This is a genomic window from Pantoea sp. CTOTU50773 (genome assembly GCF_032082325.1).
GTDB classification, from domain to species: Bacteria; Pseudomonadota; Gammaproteobacteria; order Enterobacterales; family Enterobacteriaceae; genus Pantoea; species Pantoea communis.
This window is the reverse complement of record NZ_DAMDQC010000079.1, coordinates 1-19,706: the sequence shown is the minus strand read 5'-3', so window position 1 is coordinate 19,706 and position 19,706 is coordinate 1. Positions and strand designations below refer to the sequence as shown.

The window sequence follows — 19,706 nt, the reverse complement described above, 5'->3', positions numbered from 1 at the left end:
AACCCGCTCGCTGGCGGTGAATTTCTATCAGGGCTACCCCATTGCCAACCTCAAGCTCAGCGGCCCGGCACTGGAAGTGGTGGCGGTGAACAAACAGCGCATGATCGTGACGCGTCCGGACGCCGAAGCGAGTTGGTTAGTGCTGCCGTTCGATAGCCAGCAACATGTGTGGCGCTTCACCGGCAATCTGCTGATTAAAATGGATAAGACAGCAGGTCAAGACAGTGACACGGTGAAGAGTCGGGTTGAAACCTTACGCGGCGTTTGGTCGTCGCAGTTTATGCCACAGCAAAAAGTGACTGTGTTACTGATTGACACCCTGCATGCGGATCTTGCCGATCCGGCGATTGGTGCCTGGCGTAACATTAATTAATTAGCGGTCGTCGCCTGACGTCAACAGACTGGCAGGCGCTACAGGACGTGTTCAGAGAGTTCACTATGTCGGCAAACGAAAACCACACACCGAATGCCCTGCCTGCGGGTTACCGGTTTAATGAATTTGAAATCAAGGAAGTGATTGGCGGCGGCGGCTTTGGCATTGTTTACCGTGCCTGGGACCATCAACTGGAACGCACCATCGCCATCAAAGAGTACATGCCGGTTTCACTGGCGGTGCGTGCCGCTGACCTGTCGCTGGAGTTGCGTGGCGAGCGCTTCCAGAAACTGTTCAACGCCGGACGTAACAGCTTCATTCAGGAAGCCCGTTTGCTCGCACGTTTTAATCATCCCGGCCTGCTGCACGTGTTGCGCTTCTGGGAAGAGAATGGCACCGCCTATATGGGCACGCTCTACTACAGCGGGATGACATTGAAAGAGTGGCAGGTCACCAGCCCGGACAGTATCGATGAGTCCTGGATTCGTCGGCTGTTACCGCCGCTGTTTGGCGCAATTAATACCATCCATACCGCCGGTTATCTGCACCGTGATATTTCGCTGGATAACATCCAAATCCAGGAAAATCAGCTGCCGGTGTTACTCGATTTTGGCTCAGCGCGGAAGGAGATCGGCAATCTCTCCGATGAAACCGAGATCATGCTGAAGCCTGGCTTTGCCCCGATTGAGCAATACAGCGAAGAGGGTGAAGTTGAGCAAGGTCCGTGGACCGATATCTATGCGCTTGGCGCGGTGCTGCACAATCTGATTACCGGCCATGCGCCTCCGGTTAGCGTGGTGCGCTGCATCGAGGATAACTATCAGCCACTGGTTGAACGCAAGCCAGCAGGCTATTCCCTGCCGCTACTGCATGCCATCGACTGTGCGCTGGCAATGAAACCCGGCGATCGCCCACAAAGCATTGATGCGTTTGCCAGCCTGATTGATTTGCCGGTGAGCGATGTTGAAGCACTGGTCACCACCTTCCCGGTGGCGGTTGAAGCTCCAGCTCCAGCGCCTGAACCCGTCGCCGCTCCGGTGCCTGAACCACAGGTAATGGCGGTGAATCATGCAGCGGCGGCGATTGAACCTGTCACGCCACGCAACGTGCGTCGCCTTTCGCCTGGTCTGGTCGCCGCCGCTGCCATTGCCATTCTGGCTGTGGTGGTGGTGGTGTGGAAAACGAATCGCCACAGTGAAACCGCTTCGATCGCCGCGACACCTTCTGCGTCAGCGCCGGTGGCGAGTCAGAATGCAGCAGCCAGCGCGCCAGGTATGGCAACCGTCTATCTGCGCTTGCAGGAGGGCGAGAAAGTGCTGCTTAACGGCGAAGCGAAGGACGTGAAACCCACCAGCAGTGGCTTTGCTTCACTCAATCTGGCGGCGGGGAGTTATCGCATTGAATTGCAAAATGGCAGCCAGGTAATGAGCCAATCACTGACCATTGACAAACCCGGCACCTGGCTGATTAATCCGGTTAAACAGTAGTTAACGCGCTGCAGACTGCTGCAGCGCCCTCACTTCAGCGGCCAGACGCGTCAACGCATCTTCCTGCATGCCGCGTTTACCCAACTCCTGTTCGAGGGAGTAGAGATACTGGGCATTGGTACCCAATGGCCCGCTGGCCTGGGCAATCAACGGTGCGATGGTGCTGCGACAGGAGTCTGCTTCATACAGCGGGTGACGCGGATCCATGATGAATACCAACGCCGTCACTTTGCGAGCATCTTCCAGTTCCAGTTCGCACCAGGTTGGCAGATAACAGCCGGTGATCATCTCGCGCTTCCACAGCAGCTCCAGCTCGTCATGCAGCCGCGCTTCGGGTAAACGGAAAGCCAGACCGCTGGTTGCACCGCCTTCTTTTAGCGCCAGCATACGACCGGGCGTCGATACCGTTCCTCTGCCAGCGGTCAGACGCAGACAGAAAGCACGATGCCAGCCTTCGAGTCGTCCGGAAGCCACTTCTTCCGCCTCAAAAACCGGGTTCCACATCAGGGAGTCATAGCCGAAAATCCACACGGGGCTTTGGTCAGGGCGACAAGCCAGTGTGGCAGCGAGTGACGCGGCACGCTTTTCACAGCTCCACAGCAGCGCTTCGTCAATATCGCCAAATGATGTTTTACAATCCGCTTTTAACAGAAATTCCCGTGTTAACAATGCGACCTCCTCTACTGCGCTGACATCCTGTCGGTTCGGCTCCTCAAAGATGATGTCTTACAGGCAACACGCGTTGCGTCGACTTAAGAGAAGACATTAATGCATTTTTAACAAAAGTTTCAAGATTGACCCCGATCACAAAGGGGAAATTCTTTGTAAATAGCATCGGCTGACTGGCAGATAACTTGAACAGCGTGATGACGAAGAAAGCAATGAAATGGCAAACATATACTTTAGTTACACAAGGTTTTTTAAATTCATAAAACTCCGATAAACCGCATTGAAATAAGATTAAAACAGGTATTATTTTATCTTAAAATTACTTTTATCGATTCATAACAAGATGAATAGTCAGTTTTATTAGTAGATAATTACTTCTTTTGATGGATTAGAATCAAAAACCTGACTAAGTAAAGTCGCGTAAAAAGCCTGAAACACAACTGTTGAAAAGTTACACTGCGCTGCGTCAGAAAAGTCATTATATTTATCAGGCACTGATCGCCTGTTTTGTTCTTTTTGCCGGAGAGGATGGTGAATGGCTACACATGAGAAAACCCGACATACCGAGTACTCACTGATTTTCCCGATTGTCGCGCTGACGGTGCTGAGCTTCTTTGGCGGTCAGACGGCATTATTGCCGATTATCGGCATCAACCTGCTGGCGCTGGTCGCCATCCTTTGTAGTGCTTTCAGCGTGGTGCGTCATGCTGACGTGCTGGCACACCGCCTGGGTGAACCCTATGGTTCGCTGATTTTGAGCCTGTCTGTGGTGATTCTGGAGGTCAGTTTGATCTCCGCCTTGATGGCCACCGGCGATGCTGCACCTGCGCTAATGCGTGACACGCTCTACTCCATCATCATGATTGTCACCGGCGGCCTGGTGGGCTTTGCGCTGCTGCTGGGCGGACGCAAATTCGCCACCCAATATGTCAATCTGGCGGGCGTAAAGCAGTACATGATTGCCATCTTCCCGCTGGCGATTCTGGTGCTGGTGTTTCCGAATGCGCTGCCAGGCGGTAACTTCACCACGGCTCAGGCGTTGATCATTGCCGCGATCTCCGCTGCCATGTACGGCGTGTTCCTGCTGATTCAGACCAAAACGCACCAGAGCCTGTTTGTTTATGAGCATGAGGATGACGGTGACGATGGCGATCCGCATCATGGTAAGCCTTCTGCGCATAGCTCACTGTGGCACACGGTATGGTTGATCATTCATCTGATCGCGGTGATCAGCGTGACCAAGATGAACGCCAACACGCTGGAGCATCTGCTGACGGAACTGAATGCACCTGAGCAGTTCACCGGTTTCCTGGTGGCGTTGCTGATTCTGTCGCCGGAAGGGTTAGGGGCCATAAAAGCGGTGTTAATGAACCAGGTACAGCGTGCGATGAACCTGTTCTTTGGTTCGGTATTAGCCACCATCTCTCTGACGGTGCCGGCGGTGAGCATTATCGCCACCCTGACCGGTCAGCAGCTGATATTTGGTCTTGAGCCACCACATATGGTGATCATGAGTGCCGCGCTGATTCTGTGCCATATTTCGTTCTCAACCGGGCGTACCAATGTGCTGAACGGCGCCGCGCATCTGGCACTGTTTGCCGGCTATTTACTGACAATTATGCTGTAGCGTCTGACGCTCAGATTCAAAGCAAAAAAAGGCGCCCATCGGCGCCTTTCTTACATCTGGATAACGCAATTAGTTGCTGGTATCCAGTTCCGGGAAACTCTTGACCAGATCATCAATCGCTTTCATCTGCACCAGGAATGGCTCCAGCTTATCCAGCGGCAGCGCGGATGGGCCGTCGCATTTCGCGCTGTTCGGCTCAGGGTGCGCTTCAATAAACAGACCGGCGATACCCACCGCCATACCCGCACGAGCCAGTTCAGCTACCTGCGCGCGACGTCCACCTGAAGCCGCGCCGAACGGATCGCGCGTCTGCAGTGCGTGGGTCACGTCGAAGATCACCGGGCTGTTGTTGGTGACCTTCTTCATCACGTTGAAGCCCAGCATATCGACAACCAGGTTGTCGTAACCGAAATTGCTGCCACGGTCGCACAGGATTACTTTGTCGTTACCGCCTTCCGCGAATTTATCGACAATGTTACCCATCTGGCCTGGGCTAACGAACTGCGGTTTCTTAACGTTGATGACTGCACCGGTTTTCGCCATCGCTTCCACCAGATCGGTCTGACGCGCCAGGAACGCAGGCAGCTGAATCACATCAACGACATCCGCCACCGGCTGCGCCTGTGAAGCTTCATGCACATCAGTGATGATTTTCACGCCGAACGCCTGTTTCAGCTCCTGGAAAATCTTCATGCCCTCTTCCAGACCTGGACCACGGTAGGATTTGATGGAAGAGCGGTTAGCTTTGTCAAAAGAGGCTTTGAACACGTAAGGGATACCGAGTTTGTCGGTCACTTTTACATAGTGTTCGCAAATACGCATGGCGAGGTCGCGCGATTCCAGCACGTTCATGCCACCAAAGAGAACAAATGGCAGATCGTTTGCGACCTTGATATCGCCGATATTTACTACTTTCTGAGTCATGCCCTTTCCTTATTGTCGAGATGACGCTTAGTGCAGCGTCACCTGTTTCTGTTCAATTGCGTGAATCTGCACTTTAATCATTTCGCTGACCGGATCTTCTGGACACTGTTCAACGAAGTAGGTCAAATCGGTCAGCGCGATATGTTCACACTCAAGCTGAGCGTAGATTAACCCCCGATCGCGGATTTCATACGGGTCATCGGGATCAATCTGCAGCAGTACCTGGCTGACGTTTAACGCCAGTTCCATCTGCTTCTCTTCCATCAGTGCCGCTTTCAACGTATCCAGCATTTTACGCATCACGTTGATGGTTTTGGCTTCATCCAGATCATCATTGTAGAGCTTCGCGGTCGGGCTGATATTGCCCTTCAGCCACACTTCCAGCGTATGTGTATCCAGCGTTTCGCCGTTGAAAGGGTTGATCAACCACATTTCACCGTCCAGCCAGTCAGCACGCAGAATCAACTGGGTAGGGAAAATCACCGGGATCAGCGGCAGCTCCAGCTCGTCGGCAATGTGTAACAGAATCACCCCCAGCGATACGGCGGTGCCCTGTCGGCTCTTCAGCACTTTATCGATCCACAGCGCATCGGACAAATTGTAGACGCCGCTGGCGCCACCAAAGCCCCACTGGCGATAAAACAATTCAAGCAGCTTGCCCAGTTGCAAGTCGGCATCCTGTTCGCTACTGACGTATTCCCGTGCTTCTTCAACTAATGCCGCCAGCTGTTGCTGAACGGATGGCGCAGAAAAATCATTGCGTATGGCGCAGGTTGCGCCAATCACCGCTTCACTCAACGGTGTTTCACTGTAATCAACTAGCTCTGGCGAGGTCATACTATCCCCAATAACGGCATTTTGGTCATCGCCAGCTTAATCACAAACAGCAGTGCTACGATTGCAATCAGACAAGCGATCCAACGTGTCCCCATCTTGCGTGGGCGACGGCTCAATGCCACGGAACCTAAGGCGATGTAGATAATAACCCCTAACAGCTTCTCCGTCAGCCAGCTTCCTTGCGGTGAGAGCGGATAAAAGTGTGTGATCACCACCAGCCACACGCCACTGAGCAGCAAAAAGGTGTCATTAATATGCGGCGCAATGCGCACCCAGCGACGCTGTAGCATCGCTGAACCGGTGGTTAACCAGTAAAAACGCAGCAGAAACAAGCTGATCGTCAACGCTACCGTCAGCAGGTGAAAATGTTTAACCAGCGGATACCAGCTTGCCATGGTGCTTCCTTAAATCAAAAAAATTGCCCAAGTGTGACGCGCGGATTGCCGCCATAATCGTTAATGCTGCTGACCTGCTGATAGCCGTGCTGCGTCATGATGCCGCGCACAGCTTCATCTTGTTGCCAGCCGTGCTCCAGTAACAGCCAGCCGCCAGACTGCAACCACTGTGGGGCACGGTGAATAATCAAACGCAAATCAGCCAGCCCCGCCTCGTCGGCCACCAGTGCGCTAAGCGGTTCAAAGCGTACATCGCCCTGCTGCAGATGCTCATCGGCGGCGTCGATATAAGGAGGATTGCTGACGATGAGATCGAAATGCTGGGCGGGAATTTCATCGAACCAGTGGCTGAGCTGGAAACGCGCATTGCTGATGTGCAACCGCTGAGCATTCTCTTCCGCCAGCGCCACGGCTGCTGGGATACGGTCGCAGCCCAACACCTGGCAGTCAGAACGTTCACTCGCCAGCGCTAATGCGATAGCACCGGTGCCAGTGCCAAGATCGAGCAAGGAGGACGGTGTTACGGGAATACGTAAGAGCGCCTGTTCCACCAGCACTTCGGTATCCGGACGCGGAATTAATGTGGCATCATTGACGCGCAACGGCAGCGACCAAAACTCACGCTCGCCCACCAGATGCGCAATCGGTTCGCCTTTCACCCGACGCGCCAGCAGCGCATTAAGTTCGGCAAGCTGAGTAGCGTCGAGTTCATGATCGTCAAACGCCACCAGCCAGCTGCGTGATTTTCCCGTTACGAACCCCAGCAAAATCTCCGCATCCCGTTTCGGGCTGTCTCCGCCACAGAGTGCGACCACTGCGTGCTTGAGCCAGTGGCGAATCATCATCAGTCTTGTCCAGCCAGCGCGGCCAGCTGATCGGCCTGATACTCCTGCACAATCGGCTCGATCAACGTATCCAGCTTCCCTTCCATGGTTTCATCCAGGCGGTACAGCGTCAGGTTGATACGATGATCGGTAACACGACCCTGCGGGAAGTTGTAAGTGCGGTTACGGTCCGAACGGTCGCCGCTGCCCAACAGGTTGCGACGGGTTGAGGCTTCTGCCGCATTACGCTTGGCGGTTTCGGCGGCATGAATACGCGCACCCAATACCGCCAACGCTTTGGCTTTGTTTTTGTGCTGGGAACGTTCGTCCTGACACTCCACCACAATACCGGTGGGCAAGTGGGTAATACGAATCGCTGAGTCGGTGGTGTTAACGTGCTGACCACCGGCACCTGAGGAGCGGAAGGTATCGATTTTCAGGTCGCCCGCGTTGATTTCCGGCATTTCTGCTTCCGGCAATTCTGGCATCACCGCCACGGTGCAGGCAGAGGTATGAATTCGGCCCTGAGATTCGGTTTCCGGGACGCGCTGAACGCGATGACCGCCGGATTCGAATTTCAAACGACCGTAAGCGCCTTCACCATTAATTCGGGCGATAACTTCTTTGTAGCCGCCGTGCTCGCCTTCGTTGGCGCTAATGATCTCGACCTGCCAGCGGCGTGCTTCGGCATAACGGCTGTACATACGGAACAGATCGCCTGCGAAAATTGCCGCTTCATCTCCGCCGGTTCCGGCTCGCACTTCCACAAAGCACGAACGTTCATCATCAGGGTCTTTTGGCAGCAGCAGCACCTGAAGCTGTTGTTCCAGCACTTCACGCTTCTCACGCGAAATTTTTAACTCTTCGTTAGCCATTTCACGCATTTCAGGATCGTCGAGCATCATTTCAGCTGTTTCGATATCTTCCTGCACCTGCTGCCAGTCGCGGAAGCAACGGGTCACATCGGTCAACTGTGCATATTCGCGTGATAAGGCGCGAAAACGTTCCTGATCGCCAATGACGCCGGCATCGCCCAGCAACGCTTCAACTTCTTCGTGGCGTTCCTGGAGGGCTTCCAGCTTGGCAACAATAGAGCTCTTCATGTAATAGAGGGTATCCCAGTGATAGGTCGTGACAGACCAGATTACTCTAAACCGAGGCTGTCACGTAAGATCTGCAGGCGTTCGTTGTCGCCATCGCGCGCGGCCTGCTGCAGTGATTTGGTTGGTGCATGAATCAGACGGTTGGTCAGCTTGTGCGCTAACTCTTGCAAGACTTTCTCGGCATCCGCGCCCTGACGCAGCGCGGCAATCGCACGCTCCTGCAACTCGGCACGCACGTCGTCCGCCTGTGAACGATATTCGCGAATGGTGTCGCCCGCGCTTTGCGCACGCAGCCATGCCATAAATTCGCCACTTTCCTGCACAACTATGCTTTCGGCCTGGACTGCAGCGGCTTTGCGTTGTGCCATATTCTGCTCGATGATCGCTTGCAGATCATCGACGCTGTACAAATAGGCGTTCGCCAGCTTACCCACTTCAGGTTCGACATCACGCGGTACGGCGATATCCACCAGCAGCATCGGCTGGTTGCGACGTGCTTTCAAGGCGCGCTCCACCATGCCTTTGCCAATAATCGGCAGCGGGCTGGCAGTAGAAGAAATAATGATATCCGCATCGGCCAGACGGGTTTCAATATCACCCAACCCAATCACTTCTGCGCCCACTTCATCGGCCAGCAGCTGCGCACGCTCGCGGGTGCGGTTGGCAATCATCAACTTCTGCACTTTGTGTTCACGCAGATGACGCGCCACTAACTCGATGGTTTCCCCGGCGCCCACCAGCAACACGTTGACCGTGCTGAGTGATTCGAAGATTTGACGCGCCAGAGAACAGGCGGCGAAGGCAACAGAGACCGCGCTGGCACCGATTTCAGTTTCGGTGCGCACGCGTTTAGCGACGGAGAAGGTCTTCTGGAACATGCGCTCCAGCTCGCTGCTTAGCGCATGGTCACGCGAAGAATCAGCATGGGCCTTTTTAACCTGGCCGAGAATTTGCGGTTCGCCCAATACCAGCGAATCCAGACCGCTGGCAACGCGCATCAGATGGCTGACGGCGGCGTTGTCATGATGCCAGTAAAGGCTGGCACGGACATCCTCTTCACGCAGATCGTGATACTCGCACAACCAGCGCACCAACCTCTCCTGCAAATCTGTCTGCTGCTCTACGCTGAGATAGAGTTCAGTACGATTACAGGTTGAGAGCACCACACCACTCTGAACCATCGGCTGGGACAACAGGCTTTTCAGAGCCTGATCCAGCGTGTCTGGCAGAAACGCAACGCGTTCGCGCAGCGCAACAGGTGCGGTTTTGTGGTTGATTCCGAGAGCAAGCAGCGTCATGGTGATTCGGGTTGGGATGTCCCAATATTTGTCAGGGCTTTGTGAAGCGCATTCTACAAGATGCCACAGATCAAGAAAAGCCATACAAAGGCTATGACTGTAATAAGATTAAACTGATCGTGCGCAATTATCCTTACATCGGCATTGACGGCGTAGTATTGGATGGTTACCGTTATCGGTTACGAAGTAAAAACGTGTCTGAGGAGACGACCACGTGATGCATTTGCCCCCGCGCAAGCTGTTGCGCCTTTTGCCCCTTGCCAGCGTATTGCTGGCTGCTTGTAGCATCAACAAACCACAAGGTCCTGGCCCCAGCACCACCTCACCGCAATGGCAGCAGCATCAACAAGCCGTTGAGAAAATCACCCAATATCAAACGCGTGGCGCTTTTGCCTATCTCTCTGATAAGCAAAAAGTCTATGCGCGCTTCAACTGGCAGCAAACCGCCGCCGATCGCTATCGTCTGTTGTTAACCAACCCGCTTGGCAGCACCGAGCTGCAGCTGGATGCGCAAGGTTCGGTGGTGCAAATCGTCGATAACAAAGGCAAGCGCTACGTGAGTAACGATGCTGAGAAGATGATTTCACAGTTGACCGGCATGGATATCCCGCTGGCGAATCTGCGTCAGTGGATGATGGGTCTGCCGGGTGATGCCACGGATTATCAGCTCAACAGCAGCTATCAGCTGCAGAGTGTGAATTACAGCCGTAATGGCCAGCAGTGGAAAGTGAACATCTCTGATTACGACAGCAAGGTCAATCCACCGCTGCCGGCCAACCTGGAACTGACAGAAGGTGGTCAGCGTATCAAACTGCGCATGGATAGCTGGACCACGCAATGATCACCACCTGGCCTGCTCCGGCAAAACTGAATCTGTTTCTCTACATTACGGGCCGTCGCGCTGACGGCTACCACAATCTGCAAACGCTGTTTCAGTTTCTTGATCACGGCGACACGCTTGAGATCACGCCTGACAGCAGTGGGAAGATTACGCTGCTGACGCCGTTAGCGGGCGTCGCCGATGACGATAACCTGATCGTGCGGGCGGCGCGGATGTTACAGCAAGCCGCGGTCGTTCGCGGTACGCTGCCCGAAAACGCGGGTGCGGAGATAGCCCTGGAAAAACGTCTTCCGATGGGCGGCGGACTGGGCGGCGGTTCATCGGATGCCGCGACCGTGCTGGTGGCGCTGAACCATTTATGGCAAACCGGGCTTAGCGTGGATGAGTTAGCCACCCTTGGCGTGCAGCTTGGTGCTGATGTTCCGGTGTTCGTGCGTGGGCACGCCGCCTTTGCCGAAGGGGTTGGCGAGCAGATTCAGCCTGCTGAACCGGAAGAAAAATGGTATCTGGTGGCACATCCTAGTATTAGCATCGGCACGCCGGATATCTTTCGCGATCCTGACTTGACGCGCAATTCACCGATACGCACATTAGATGAACTGTTACAGCGTCCTTTTCACAATGATTGTGAAGCTGTGGCAAGAAAACGTTTTCGCGAGGTTGATGCGCTGCTTTCCTGGCTGCTAGAATACGCGCCGTCGCGCCTGACCGGGACCGGATCTTGTGTATTTGCTGAATTTAGCACCGAATCCGCTGCTCGTCAGGTGCTGGAGCTTGCCCCGAAATGGATTTGCGGATTTGTGGCGCGCGGGCTTAATATCTCGCCGTTGCAACGCACCCTTTCCGGGCTCTAAGCGTTTGCGTGACAGTGCCACCCTGTTCCAGGCACTGCACGTGACGCATTAACACACCCGTATGAACGACTTCAAAAGTATTCGCCGGTTACTTTTTAAACGTTCATTCTCTGGACGCCAAGCCTGAGGTTCTTCTCGTGCCTGATATGAAGCTTTTTGCTGGTAACGCCACCCCGGAACTAGCACAACGTATTGCCAACCGCCTTTACACTAGCCTCGGAGACGCCGCTGTCGGCCGTTTCAGTGATGGTGAAGTAAGTGTACAGATCAACGAAAATGTACGCGGTGGTGATATTTTCATCATCCAGTCCACCTGTGCCCCCACCAATGATAATCTGATGGAGCTGGTTGTGATGGTCGACGCGTTGCGTCGGGCTTCTGCTGGTCGTATTACTGCTGTTATTCCTTACTTTGGTTATGCCCGTCAGGACCGCCGCGTGCGTTCTGCTCGTGTGCCTATCACCGCCAAAGTGGTTGCCGATTTCCTCTCCAGCGTGGGTGTTGACCGTGTTCTGACGGTTGATCTACACGCCGAACAGATCCAGGGCTTCTTCGATGTCCCGGTTGATAACGTGTTCGGTAGCCCAATCCTGCTGGAAGATATGCTGCAGATTGGCCTGGAAAACCCGATTGTGGTTTCCCCGGACATCGGCGGCGTCGTGCGTGCGCGTGCTATTGCTAAGCTGCTCAATGACACTGATATGGCTATCATCGATAAACGTCGCCCGCGTGCGAACGTTTCTCAGGTGATGCACATCATCGGTGACGTGGCAGGTCGTGACTGTGTACTGGTCGACGATATGATCGACACCGGCGGTACGCTGTGCAAAGCAGCTGAAGCGTTGAAAGAGCGCGGCGCGAAACGTGTCTTCGCTTATGCGACTCACCCCATCTTCTCTGGTAACGCGGTCGAAAACCTGCGTAAGTCAGTGATCGATCAGGTTATCGTGTGCGACACTATTCCGCTGTCAGACGAGATGAAAGCCCTGCCAATCGTGCGTACCTTAACGCTCTCTGGCATGCTGGCCGAAGCGATTCGCCGTATCAGTAACGAAGAGTCCATCTCCGCAATGTTCGAACATTAATACATTGCATGAAACCGGGCCCCGCGCCCGGTTTTTATTCCCAACAATCCGCTTCATTTACCGATTAAGCCGCTCTCGCTACAGATATTTTCGCGATAAATTTCGTTAAAATTCGCTATTCTCCCTGCCTTACACTCTTTTCATTCGACTCGCGATGCTGCACTTTAGCGGGCCATTGATTAGTGGTATTTTTCTCCACACTTTTTTCTGAGAACTCCGACCACTATGACTCTCGACATTTACACACTATTTGTTTGCGAGCTCTATGTGCTGGGTTTTTTGAGCATTATTTTGGTGTTCGCCTGGGTGGGTGCGCAGTACGATCGCGTGCTGGGGTTCACTACGCTGGCGCTCACATTGACCCTGACAGCGGTGTTTCTCAGCAGTCTGCGCAGTGCTGGATTTGTTTTTCTTCCCATCGCTGTCGGCAACGTGGTGATGATGCTGGCCTATGGTAATCTGCTGAACGCTTTTCGAGCATTCTGCAATAAACCTCTCGGATTCAGCTGGTTAGCGGCTGCATTGTTATGGGCCATTCTCTGCGCGTTCCCGCAGTTTTACGCCAGCCAACCTAAACGCGTTTTAGTCATATGTCTGCTTTGCATTATTTACACCTGTGCCCTGATTCGCCTGTTATGGCAATCGCGCGATGCACTGCAGGTGACCTTTTGGCCGGCGCAGATGTTGCTGTGGATCCATCTGCTGTTTCACGTGGCGCGTATATTCCTGGATGATGCCATCGCCACCCCGGTGCGCGGCGCGATAGCCGGTTCCAGCTTTTCGGTGTACGTGATTCTTGAATCCATTCTGTTTGTGATTGGCCTGACATTTACCATTCTGGCGATGGTCAATGAGCGCACGCAGATAGCTCACAAACGGGCCTCGCTTCACGATCCCCTGACCAGCGTCTGGAATCGTCGCGCCCTGTTCGAGCAAGCCGATAGATTAGTGTTACGCAATACGCGCAATCCGCAGCCATTGGTTTACTCGGCCGTGCTGTTTGATCTTGACCATTTCAAAGGCATTAACGATCGTTACGGCCATCTGCAAGGTGACAGCGTATTAATCGATTTTTGTCAGGTGGTGCAGGCGTTGCTGCCCGCAGAAGGTCATTTTGCCCGTCTGGGCGGTGAAGAGTTTGCGGCGATTCTGCCGGGCAATAGCGAGGATGCAGAACGGGTGTGTGAGCGTATCCGTCTGGCGACACAGCTGTCGCAGCCCAACGACGTCTGCTATACCGTGAGTATTGGCTATGCTACCGCTAACCATCGCGATCACACCTTCCCGATTTTACTCGGCCTGGCGGACGAAGCGTTATACCGTGCAAAAGCCAGTGGCCGTAACCGCGTCGAACGTTATTTTGTGCAGTTACAGCCGGTGCAGGAAGCCGCTCTCTCTTAATGTGAAGAGTGATTGCGGCGGCAGCGTTTGTCACCGTAATGGCGTAACCAAAAGTAGCGGTCTTCGACACGCTCACGTCCGCTGACGCGTGCCCCCACCAGCCACAGCAGTGCCCCGACAAAGATGCTGAACATGGCACCATGTGCGAGGAACTGCGGCAGATTTAACGCAGGCAGCTGATTAATAATGGAATAGCCGACGCCTAATACCATCGTCAGTAAACCTAAACACATCAGGCCATTACCTAAATAGCGGCATTGTTGACGTTTCATGATTCACCTCCATCCTTATGAAAAAGCAAAACAGCACGTATGGTTAACTTGTCATAAGTTTAGGCAATGACTGCCGGTTAAGTTGCGTACAGGATCACACATCCTTCACAATCTCTGACATTTCTTTACGGCCAGAGGCTTGATTTCGATAGAAATTGATAAGTCACGCAGAGGTATCATCTGTACTCAGCACCCTTTGTCATCGCCGCTTGCAGGCAGTAAACTATCGCCCTTTCCGCAGCAAGACAGGATAAACATCGTGAGCAGCATTAAACTGATTGTGGGGCTGGCCAATCCCGGCGCTGAATACGCCGCAACGCGCCATAACGCAGGAGCCTGGTGTGTGGATTTGCTGGCCGACCGGAACAATCAGTCATTGAAAGAGGAGCCGAAATTCTACGGCTACACTGCACGCCTGTCACTGGCGGGTGAAGATGTCCGTTTGCTGGTGCCCACTACTTTTATGAACCTGAGTGGCAAAGCGGTTGCGGCAATGGCGACCTTTTATCGCATCGCACCAGAAGAGATTTTAGTGGCACACGATGAACTGGATCTGCCTCCTGGCATCGCCAAATTCAAACAGGGCGGTGGTCATGGCGGGCATAACGGTCTGAAAGACATCATCAGCAAGCTTGGCAATAACAATAATTTCCATCGCCTGCGGGTTGGCATCGGTCATCCCGGCGATCGCAATAAGGTTACCGGCTTCGTGTTAGGCAAACCGCCTGCCAGCGAGCAAAAACTGATTGACGATGCCGTGGATGAAGCGGTGCGCTGCACAGAACTGTGGCTGAAAGAAGACAAAATCAAGGCGATGAACCGCCTGCATGCGTTCAAGGCTGGCTAAGCCCAATTCCCGCGCCGCAGAAGGCAATTCTGTGTATAATGCGCGAAATTTTTTGAATCTGTCGGCGCTGCCAGCCAGTGCCGTACACTCAGTGAGAAAGGTAATCAGACCATGGGATTTAAATGCGGTATTGTGGGCCTGCCGAACGTCGGTAAATCCACCCTGTTCAACGCGCTGACTAAAGCGGGTATCGAAGCAGCCAACTTTCCGTTCTGCACCATCGAGCCTAACACCGGTGTGGTGCCAATGCCCGATCTGCGCCTCGATCAGCTGAGCGAAATCGTTAAGCCACAGCGTGTTGTGCCGACCACCATGGAATTCGTCGATATCGCCGGTCTGGTAAAAGGCGCATCCAAAGGTGAAGGCCTCGGTAACCAGTTCCTGACCAACATCCGTGAAACCGAAGCTATCGGTCACGTGGTGCGCTGCTTCGAGAACGACAATATTATTCACGTTTCCGGCAAAGTGAATCCGGCGGAAGATATTGACGTCATCAACACCGAGCTGGCGCTGTCCGATCTCGACACTTGTGAACGTGCTATTCAGCGTTGCCAGAAGAAAGCCAAAGGCGGCGACAAAGATGCTAAAGCTGAGCTGGCTGCACTAGAGAAGTGCCTGCCGCATCTGTCCGAAGCGGGCATGTTACGCGCGCTGAAACTGGATGCAGACGAGAAAGCGGCCATTCGCTACCTGAGCTTCCTGACCCTGAAGCCCACCATGTACATCGCTAACGTGAACGAGGACGGTTTTGAAAACAACCCGTACCTTGATCAGGTGCGTGCGATTGCAGAAGCCGAAGGTTCAGTGGTGGTGCCGGTATGTGCAGCCGTTGAATCCGACATCGCAGAGCTGGATGACGAAGAGCGTGACGAGTTCATGGCAGAGCTGGGTCTGGAAGAGCCGGGTCTGAACCGCGTGATCCGTGCAGGTTATGCCCTGCTCAACCTGCAAACTTACTTCACCGCTGGCGTGAAAGAAGTACGTGCATGGACCATCCCAGTGGGCGCGACCGCGCCACAGGCAGCCGGTAAAATTCACACCGACTTCGAGAAAGGCTTTATCCGTGCGCAGACCATCGCTTTTGATGACTTTGTTACCTATAAAGGTGAGCAAGGCGCGAAAGAAGCCGGCAAGATGCGCTCAGAAGGTAAAGAGTACATCGTGAAAGATGGCGACGTGATGAACTTCCTGTTCAACGTCTAATCTTCAAGTCGATGATTTGACCCTGTTGAATTAAATTCAGCCAAAAAAATCCACGCCTGGCGTGGATTTTTTATTTCCCATTAGGTAGATTCTTCCGCATTGCCCTCCGGGCGTGTTGGCCATCACATCGCTTTTATCGCTGGCCTAACAAACATTCACCGCTCGCTTTTCCGCAAAAAATCCCCCTTCTGACCACCCTGCTTCAGAGTGTGAACCCGATCATGAAATTGGCTCATGCAGGTTTGAAGTTTAATCACTTTCAATCACTGAGTGACTCTGGCATAAAATTCGCATTGTTATTGACTTAAGACAATGTGAAATCTACCGCAGGTGATAGGCCGAAGTATCAGGTCTACCCGCCTAAAGCCGGAAAGGTTTTGCAGCTGAAATCAGGATACCCGAGCATCATGAGCAACGATTTTGCATTTTCAATTAAGAGCAGCGTTTTCGATGAGAACTACAATCCATCTGAAAATACGCGCATCACCACGAACTTTGCTAACCTGGCGCGTGGAACCCATCGCCAGCAGAATTTGCGCAATGCCTTAATGATGATGAACAACCGTTTCAACTCTCTGGCGCACGCGGACAACCCAAAAGGCGATCGTTATGCCGTTGAGCTGGAAATCATTTCTGCGGAAATTGATATTGAAGGCAATGGCAAAACCTTCCCGGTGATCGAAATCCTGAAAACCAATATTGTTGATCGCAAAACTCAGCAGCGTACCGATGGCATCGTAGGCAATAACTTCTCGTCTTACGTGCGTGATTACGATTTTAGCGTGCGTCTGCTGGCGGCCAATAACAATAACTCCGGTTTCAGCCTGCCAGAAGGTTTCGGTGATCTGCACGGCAATATCTTTAAAAGCTTCGTCAACTCGGCGGCTTATCAGGAACGCTTTAATAAAAAGCCAGTGATCTGCCTGAGCGTATCAAGCAAGAACACCTATCACCGCACTGACTATCAGCATCCGGTATTGGGCTTTGAATATCAGCAAGATGAGCTGTCTCTCACCGACCATTACTTCGGCAAAATGGGATTGCAGGCGCGCTACTTCATGCCTGAAAACAGCGTCGCGCCATTAGCTTTCTATTTCACCGGTGACTTGCTGAATGATTACACGGATCTGGAACTGATCGGCACCATCAGCACTATGGAGACGTTCCAGAAGATTTACCGCCCGGAAATTTACAATGCCAACTCTGCCGCAGGCCAGTGCTATCAGCCAAGCCTGACACATGGCGACCATTCATTAACGCGCATTGTTTACGATCGAGAAGAACGCAGCCGGTTGGCTATTGAGCAGGGGAAGTATACGGAAGAGCACTTCATCAAACCCTATCAAGACATTCTTGAGCAGTGGTCCGCACATTACGTTCTTTGATTAAGCCAAAATAAAAGGTTATTGATTATGAAATTGTTATTACCTACTTCAACGGCAGGAAGCTTACCGAAACCGGCCTGGCTGCTCAACCTGAAACGCTGTGGTCGCCATGGAAATTGCAGGGTGATGAATTAGCCGAGGGCAAAAAAGATGCGCTGCTGTTATCCCTGCAGGATCAGCAATTAGCGGGTATTGATATCGTCAGTGATGGTGAGCAAACGCGCCAGCATTTCGTCACCACCTTTATTGAGCATCTCAGCGGCGTTGATTTTGAAAAGCGTGAGATTGTGAAAATTCGCAATCGCTATGACGCCAGCGTGCCGAGCGTGATCGGTGAAGTCGTACGTAAAAAACCAGTGTTTGTTGAAGATGCTAAATTCCTGCGCCAGCAAACCAAACAACAGATTAAGTGGGCTCTGCCAGGCCCAATGACCATGATCGATACGCTTTATGATGGTCACTACAAAAGCCGTGAAAAACTCGCCTGGGAATTTGCCAAAATTCTTAACCAGGAAGCCAAAGAGTTAGAAGCAGCCGGTGTCGATATTATTCAGTTTGATGAACCCGCATTTAATGTGTTCTTCGATGAAGTGAATGACTGGGGCATTGCCGCACTGGAAAGAGCCGTTGAAGGTCTGAAGTGCGAAACCGCCGTGCACATTTGCTATGGCTACGGCATTAAAGCGAATACCGACTGGAAAAAGACCCTCGGCACTGAGTGGCGTCAGTACGAAGAAGTGTTCCCTAAACTGCAAAAGTCTTCTATCGATATCATTTCACTGGAAGCGCAGAATTCGCGCGTGCCGATGGATCTGATTGAGCTGATCCGTGGCAAAAAAGTGATGGTCGGTGCCATTGATGTGGCGACCAACACCATTGAAACTGCGGAAGAAGTGGCTGACACCTTGCGTAAAGCACTGCAGTTTGTCGACGCCGATAAGCTTTATCCTTCTACTAACTGCGGTATGACGCCACTGTCGCGCCGTGTTGCCAGAGGTAAGCTGGAAGCCTTGAGCGCGGGTGCAGCTATCGTACGTAACGAACTCACCGCGTAATGCTGATCCACTCACCGCCCAACAAGACGGTGAGTGCTTTTCTCGGTGCCCAGCGATGTTCAAACGGGCACCGTCTTCAGTCTCCTTCCTGCCTCATTCGATCCTGATAAAACCTCATCACGCCCTATGCGCGTGCGCTTGCCTGTCGGCCAGTAACTGATCGACGAAGGTAACGATCTCCGGTTTGGTCTGCTCAATCTCCGCAATTTTGCTGGCGAACTTCGGCAAATAGGCTTTATGGGCATACAACAATTGATCCAGCACTTTGATCGCCGTGTCGCCCGCCGGAATCAGCGGATTAATGGTGAAAGCGTGTAATGCCGCACCGTAATCTCCAGTAACGGCGGCTTCAATCACTGTTTCCTCCATGGCTTTCATTAACTGAATCATGCCGCGCGCCGCAGGCGGTAACGCTCCCCAACGCAGCGGTTCTGCGCCATGAGAAGTGATGGCGGCAGTGACCTCCACCACGCAATCAAACGGTAAATCGGCAATCGCGCCATTATTGCGCGTTGAGACCACCATTAATTTTCCGCTGTTATTTTGAATCGATGCAATGAGATCGCAAGCCGCATCGCTGTAATGCGCCCCGCCCCGCTGACTCAACTCTTCAGGCTTGTAATTAAGGTTCACGTCTTTATATAACTCGAACAACCGCGCTTCGGTTTTCTTCACCACTTCAGCGCGGGTTTCATACTGTTCGAACTCTTCGATGGCATGAGCGAGCATCGGTTCCTGCAAATAGTAATAGCGGTGATAACCACAGGGCAGCAGGCCGAGATGTTTTACCTGATCGTAGTTAAACGGAATCTGATGAATATTTTTCAGCCCTTCATCGCTTGTTTCCTGCTGGTCTGGGGAATAGATTTTATCAATCAGTTCTGCGGTGCGTTCATTGCCCTGCTGATCCCAGACGCGATGCCAGTGGAAATGGTTAAGCCCGGCAAATTTGAAATAGAGATCGTTCTCTTTCGCACCGAGCACGCTGCATGCCTGAGTGATATGGCCGAACGGCACATGGCACAGGCCAACGGTTTTTTCCCACTTGCCATATTTAATCGCCGCTTCTGTCACCATGCCTGCCGGATTAGTGAAATCCACCAGCCAGGCGTTTGGGCACAATTGACGCATATCCTCGATAATATCGAGAATCACCGGCACCGTGCGAAACGCTTTAAATATCCCGCCCGGGCCGTTAGTTTCCTGGCCCAGTAAACCATTGGCTA

The 19,706-nt window shown here is 52.9% G+C and carries 18 protein-coding genes and 2 pseudogenes; 11 read left to right on the top strand and 9 right to left on the bottom strand.

Translation table 11 applies throughout. The features are described 5' to 3' along the window. Together RT340_RS13805 and RT340_RS13800 are read left to right on the top strand one after the other, a co-directional pair. Positions 1–373: pseudogene (locus RT340_RS13805) on the top strand (hypothetical protein); the annotation flags it as partial. A 65-nt stretch (positions 374–438) separates the two neighbouring features. Next, positions 439–1,860, top strand: a complete 1,422-nt coding sequence (locus tag RT340_RS13800; protein ID WP_313376560.1) for a serine/threonine-protein kinase — start codon at positions 439–441, stop codon at positions 1,858–1,860. Here RT340_RS13800 and RT340_RS13795 read toward each other — a convergent pair whose 3' ends face one another. After that, on the bottom strand, positions 1,861–2,529 hold the full coding sequence (locus tag RT340_RS13795; protein WP_313376558.1) for a gamma-glutamylcyclotransferase: 669 nt from the start codon (positions 2,527–2,529) through the stop codon (positions 1,861–1,863). 535 nt (positions 2,530–3,064) lie between these two features. On the opposite strand from RT340_RS13795, the gene chaA reads away from it, so the two are divergent. After that, positions 3,065–4,156: a sodium-potassium/proton antiporter ChaA gene (gene chaA / locus RT340_RS13790; RefSeq protein ID WP_097116833.1), complete on the top strand. Its 1,092-nt coding sequence runs from the start codon at positions 3,065–3,067 to the stop codon at positions 4,154–4,156. Between the two features lie 69 nt (positions 4,157–4,225). Here chaA and kdsA read toward each other — a convergent pair whose 3' ends face one another. Genes kdsA through hemA form a run of 6 tightly spaced genes read right to left on the bottom strand, consistent with a single transcriptional unit; the run spans position 4,226 to position 9,537 of the window. After that, on the bottom strand, positions 4,226–5,080 hold the full coding sequence (gene kdsA, locus RT340_RS13785) for a 3-deoxy-8-phosphooctulonate synthase (RefSeq protein ID WP_034824264.1): 855 nt from the start codon (positions 5,078–5,080) through the stop codon (positions 4,226–4,228). Positions 5,081–5,107: 27 nt separating this feature from the next. Further along, entirely contained in the window at positions 5,108–5,917 is an 810-nt protein-coding gene (sirB1, locus tag RT340_RS13780) for an invasion regulator SirB1 (RefSeq protein WP_034824266.1), read from the bottom strand. Beyond that, the gene (locus RT340_RS13775; protein WP_313376555.1) at positions 5,914–6,312 is read right to left on the bottom strand and encodes a SirB2 family protein; all 399 of its coding nucleotides are present in this window, start codon (positions 6,310–6,312) and stop codon (positions 5,914–5,916) included. The genes sirB1 and RT340_RS13775 overlap by 4 nt, the downstream gene beginning before the upstream one ends. A 14-nt stretch (positions 6,313–6,326) precedes the next feature. Beyond that, positions 6,327–7,157: a peptide chain release factor N(5)-glutamine methyltransferase gene (gene prmC / locus RT340_RS13770; protein WP_313376553.1), complete on the bottom strand. Its 831-nt coding sequence runs from the start codon at positions 7,155–7,157 to the stop codon at positions 6,327–6,329. After that, entirely contained in the window at positions 7,157–8,239 is a 1,083-nt protein-coding gene (gene prfA / locus RT340_RS13765) for a peptide chain release factor 1 (protein ID WP_034824272.1), read from the bottom strand. Before prfA ends, prmC begins: the two co-directional genes overlap by 1 nt. 41 nt (positions 8,240–8,280) lie before the next feature. Continuing rightward, positions 8,281–9,537, bottom strand: coding sequence for a glutamyl-tRNA reductase (gene hemA, locus RT340_RS13760; protein ID WP_313376550.1), 1,257 nt, complete (start codon positions 9,535–9,537; stop codon positions 8,281–8,283). A gap of 217 nt (positions 9,538–9,754) precedes the next feature. Here hemA and lolB point away from each other — a divergent pair, with 217 nt between their 5' ends. The 4 genes from lolB (at position 9,755) to RT340_RS13740 (ending at position 13,718) form a co-directional block, all read left to right on the top strand. After that, positions 9,755–10,378: a lipoprotein insertase outer membrane protein LolB gene (lolB, locus tag RT340_RS13755; protein ID WP_034824277.1), complete on the top strand. Its 624-nt coding sequence runs from the start codon at positions 9,755–9,757 to the stop codon at positions 10,376–10,378. Next, a complete protein-coding gene (ispE, locus tag RT340_RS13750) occupies positions 10,375–11,232 on the top strand; it encodes a 4-(cytidine 5'-diphospho)-2-C-methyl-D-erythritol kinase (protein ID WP_313376548.1) in 858 nt (285 codons plus the stop codon). The genes lolB and ispE overlap by 4 nt, the downstream gene beginning before the upstream one ends. A gap of 137 nt (positions 11,233–11,369) precedes the next feature. Next, on the top strand, positions 11,370–12,317 hold the full coding sequence (gene prs, locus RT340_RS13745; protein WP_034824282.1) for a ribose-phosphate diphosphokinase: 948 nt from the start codon (positions 11,370–11,372) through the stop codon (positions 12,315–12,317). Between the two features lie 225 nt (positions 12,318–12,542). Next, positions 12,543–13,718, top strand: coding sequence for a GGDEF domain-containing protein (locus tag RT340_RS13740; protein ID WP_313376546.1), 1,176 nt, complete (start codon positions 12,543–12,545; stop codon positions 13,716–13,718). On the opposite strand, the gene ychH is transcribed toward RT340_RS13740, so the two are convergent. Continuing rightward, positions 13,715–13,990 carry a stress-induced protein YchH gene (gene ychH / locus RT340_RS13735; protein WP_034824286.1) on the bottom strand — a complete coding sequence of 92 codons (276 nt, stop codon included), beginning with the start codon at positions 13,988–13,990 and terminating at the stop codon, positions 13,715–13,717. The two genes, RT340_RS13740 and ychH, sit on opposite strands and share 4 nt — an antisense overlap. Before the next feature lie 259 nt (positions 13,991–14,249). On the opposite strand from ychH, the gene pth reads away from it, so the two are divergent. From pth to RT340_RS13715, 4 genes and pseudogenes are all read left to right on the top strand, one after another. Continuing rightward, positions 14,250–14,837, top strand: coding sequence for an aminoacyl-tRNA hydrolase (pth, locus tag RT340_RS13730; RefSeq protein ID WP_313376543.1), 588 nt, complete (start codon positions 14,250–14,252; stop codon positions 14,835–14,837). A gap of 111 nt (positions 14,838–14,948) precedes the next feature. Continuing rightward, positions 14,949–16,040 carry a redox-regulated ATPase YchF gene (gene ychF, locus RT340_RS13725; protein ID WP_034824290.1) on the top strand — a complete coding sequence of 364 codons (1,092 nt, stop codon included), beginning with the start codon at positions 14,949–14,951 and terminating at the stop codon, positions 16,038–16,040. Between the two features lie 407 nt (positions 16,041–16,447). Next, on the top strand, positions 16,448–17,425 hold the full coding sequence (locus RT340_RS13720; RefSeq protein ID WP_058960220.1) for a DUF1852 domain-containing protein: 978 nt from the start codon (positions 16,448–16,450) through the stop codon (positions 17,423–17,425). 27 nt (positions 17,426–17,452) lie between these two features. Further along, positions 17,453–18,480, top strand: a pseudogene (locus RT340_RS13715) (methionine synthase). Positions 18,481–18,597: 117 nt separating this feature from the next. On the opposite strand, the gene RT340_RS13710 reads toward RT340_RS13715, so the two are convergent. Continuing rightward, positions 18,598–19,706 (bottom strand): 6-phospho-beta-glucosidase (locus tag RT340_RS13710; protein ID WP_313376540.1); only part of this gene is annotated, 1,109 nt, incomplete at its 5' end.